Genomic DNA, 3,022 nt, shown 5'->3' with positions numbered 1-3,022 from the left:
GTTTTCGAACAAAATATTGGAGCTTTACAGGCTAGATGACTGAGTTTGCACATACTCCGGTCCTCTTGGACGAGGTCACGACATACTTGCAGATTCGACCACACGGAACCTATCTGGATTGCACGACAGGGGAAGGCGGACACGCATATGAGGTTGGGCGCCAACTTTCTAGCGAAGGGACGCTTTTCATGATGGACGTCGATGCAGCGGTTCTTGCCATTGCCCGCGAGCGGCTGAAAGATACTGCCGCCCGCAAGGTTATCATCCGCGGAAACTTTCGGGACATGACGCGGTTGTTGAAGGATTATCCGGATACAGGATTCGACGGAATCCTGATGGATCTGGGCTTTTCTTCAGAGCAACTCACGGGCACAGGCAGGGGGTTTTCGTTTAGCCATGACCAACCACTGGACATGCGACTGGACGATGATCTCAAGGTCACTGCCAAGAATATCGTGAACTCGTTTCCAGAGGAAGACATCGCCGACATCTTGTGGAAGTACGGCGAAGAGGGGAGGTCGCGTCAGGTCGCTCGCGCGATCGTGCGCCGTCGGCAACGAGCGCCGATCGAGACGACGAGTGAATTGGCGGAGACAGTAGCCGCTGTCTTCCCTACCAGGCACGCCCGCATACATCCTGCTACCAAGTCTTTTCAAGCTCTGCGCATATATGTCAACGATGAGCTCAATGCTCTCGAGAATGGTCTCAAGTCCGCAGCATCGCTCTTGAATCTGAACGGAAGACTCTTGGTCATTAGTTACCATTCGCTCGAAGATAGAATTGTGAAGAGGAGCTACCTGGCTCTCTGCGAGAATCCGGTCTCGGGGGAGCCAGGATTTCGACTGGTCAACAAGAAGGTTATTCGGCCTACGGACTCAGAAGTTGCGGAGAACAGACGCTCTCGCAGTGCCAAATTGCGCGTACTGGAAAGGGTATAATCATGAGTATTGCAGTCAGGGGTAATTACACAACAGTTCGCCGTCCTGCGGCGACGACAGTTCGCGTCTCGGCCGCGGCAAGAATCGCTGTACGTCGCTACATTGTTCTGGGTGTGACGATAGTGGGTCTGCTGGGTGCCTATGGCTACGTGTATAGCACAACTCTTTTTTTGGAGCGTCAGGTCAATTTGAACAGAACGGCCATTCAGGCACAGCTTCAGCAGCAGGAATTGCTGCTCGAGCGCGACACGAAGCTTTTGTCCCCCGATCGGGTGCGAGCTGCCGCAGGCGCTATGGGTATGGTAGCCAACAATACGGCGGTGATTGGCACACTAGACAGTCTTCATTAGCGGGAATATCTGCGTCAAGACCATACGGAATTGATGAAGAGAGGCGTCGCGTCTTTCAATGACATGTTCAGACGACGTCTCGTCGTCGTTTTTACAGTGTTCCTGGTTGTAGTGCTAGGAATTGAGTCACGGTTCGTCTATCTACAAGTAGTAGCTCGCGCTACGCTCGTGAATATGGCAAACGAGCAGCTTCAGACCGACTCCATTCCTATTAAGGCAAAGCGGGGAACGATCCAGGATTCGACAGGGCGCGTTCTAGCGGAAGACGTGGCGACGTGGTCCCTGGGCCTTTACATGAAGGAAGTCAAAGACCCTCACCTGACTGCGGTCAGCATTGCTCCCATCCTCAGAACATCTGCGCCACAGCTGGAAAAGCAGATACGCAGCGCGTCATCAAGCTTCATCTACTTGAACAAGCAGATAGACGTCGTGGAGTATGACGCCTTGAGCCGACTTGACGTGCCGGGGATCGTGCTGGACAAAGGCTATCGCCGAGTCTATCCACTGGGAGCCCTCATGTCTTCGGTGGTCGGCGTCACGGGCTCGGACAACCAGGGTCTTTCGGGGATTGAATTCCAATACGACAAGGAGCTTCGAGGTACGGATGGGCGGCATACGTACATGGTCTCTGGGTCGAACCCTGGTGAGCCGGCTGTCACAGAGGACGTTCTCGAACCGATACAAGGCAAGAACATTGTGCTGACGATCGACTCGAACATCCAGTATTTCGCGCAGCAGGCCCTCATGGACACCCTCAAGACATACGATGGCAAGCGAGCCACGTGCACGATTCTGGACCCAAAGACTGACGCGGTCCTTGCAATGGTCGATGTCCCAAGCGTAGATCCTGAGCACTGGCAGGACGCTCCGATGAGCTCTCTGTCGGAGAAGGCAATCAGTGCCAACTATGAGCCTGGTTCCGTGTTCAAGGCCGCGACATCGGTTGCCGGTCTCGAAACAGGTACGATTACGCTTCAGAGCACGTTCTACAGCGGCGGTAGTCTTAAAGTCTTCGACACGGTGGTTCACGAAGTGAATGACTATGCATACGGAACTATGAACCTCTACGCAATGCTGCGAAACTCCTCCAACGTGGGGTTTTGCCAGTTGAGCATGAAGATAGGAGCCACGCGCTTCTACGACTGCCTTAGCCGGTACGGTTTTGGCAAACCGACGGGCATTGATCTGCCAGGAGAGGAGTCCGGCATTCTGCTTCCGACGTCTCTCTGGTCAAAAACGACGCTTCCTATGATGGGATTTGGCCAGGGCGTGGCGGTGACGGCAATCCAGATGGCCAACTTTTACGCTACGATTGCAAACGGTGGCCTGATGCAGCGTCCCTATGTGGTCGATCATATCGTCGACGCCTCGGGGGCAAGCCAGCGGACAGACACCCCGGGGGTCGTTGGCCAGTTGTTCACGCCGAAGACAGCCAAGGCTGTTCTCGAGGGGTTCCACGGGGTTGTACAGAAAAATATCGGCGTGTTCACTGCGTACATCCCCGGCTATGAAGTTGCTGGAAAGACCGGCACTGCGCAGATTCCTGCACCAGGCGGTGGTTATTTGCCTGATGGATCTTATGTTTTCAGCTTTGCTGGCATTCTCACGGCGAATAACCCGAGGGTTGTCGTATTCCTCAGCATCCACGAGACCCGAAAAGGGGCGCGCACATCATTTCTTGTAGCAGCGCCGACCTTCAAGAAGATTGCGCTGCAGTTGATACAGTATCTGAGG

At 54.3% G+C, this 3,022-nt stretch carries 3 protein-coding genes; all 3 read left to right on the top strand.

The window, feature by feature from the left end; genetic code table 11:
- The first annotated feature begins 35 nt into the window (after window positions 1-35).
- On the top strand, window positions 36-938 hold the full coding sequence (gene rsmH, locus SMC5_RS05560; protein WP_119119924.1) for a 16S rRNA (cytosine(1402)-N(4))-methyltransferase RsmH: 903 nt from the start codon (window positions 36-38) through the stop codon (window positions 936-938).
- 2 nt (window positions 939-940) lie between these two features.
- The gene (locus tag SMC5_RS05555; RefSeq protein ID WP_119119923.1) at window positions 941-1,288 is read left to right on the top strand and encodes a hypothetical protein; all 348 of its coding nucleotides are present in this window, start codon (window positions 941-943) and stop codon (window positions 1,286-1,288) included.
- Window positions 1,289-1,321: 33 nt separating this feature from the next.
- Window positions 1,322-3,022: peptidoglycan D,D-transpeptidase FtsI family protein (locus SMC5_RS05550; protein WP_133299170.1), on the top strand; the 1,701-nt coding region annotated here is incomplete at its 3' end.

Origin of the sequence: Candidatus Cryosericum odellii, assembly GCF_003570935.1 — a bacterium.
GTDB lineage: Bacteria > Caldisericota > Caldisericia > Cryosericales > Cryosericaceae > Cryosericum > Cryosericum odellii.
The sequence above is the reverse complement of the archived record's forward strand: the minus strand, read 5'-3'. Positions and strand labels throughout refer to the sequence as shown.

What these genes read in the sequence shown, in the direction of transcription:
- rsmH (WP_119119924.1), top strand. Translation starts at nt 36, where the DNA reads ATGACTGAGTTTGCACATACTCCGGTCCTCTTGGACGAGGTCACGACA.
- SMC5_RS05555 (WP_119119923.1), top strand. Translation starts at nt 941, where the DNA reads ATGAGTATTGCAGTCAGGGGTAATTACACAACAGTTCGCCGTCCTGCG.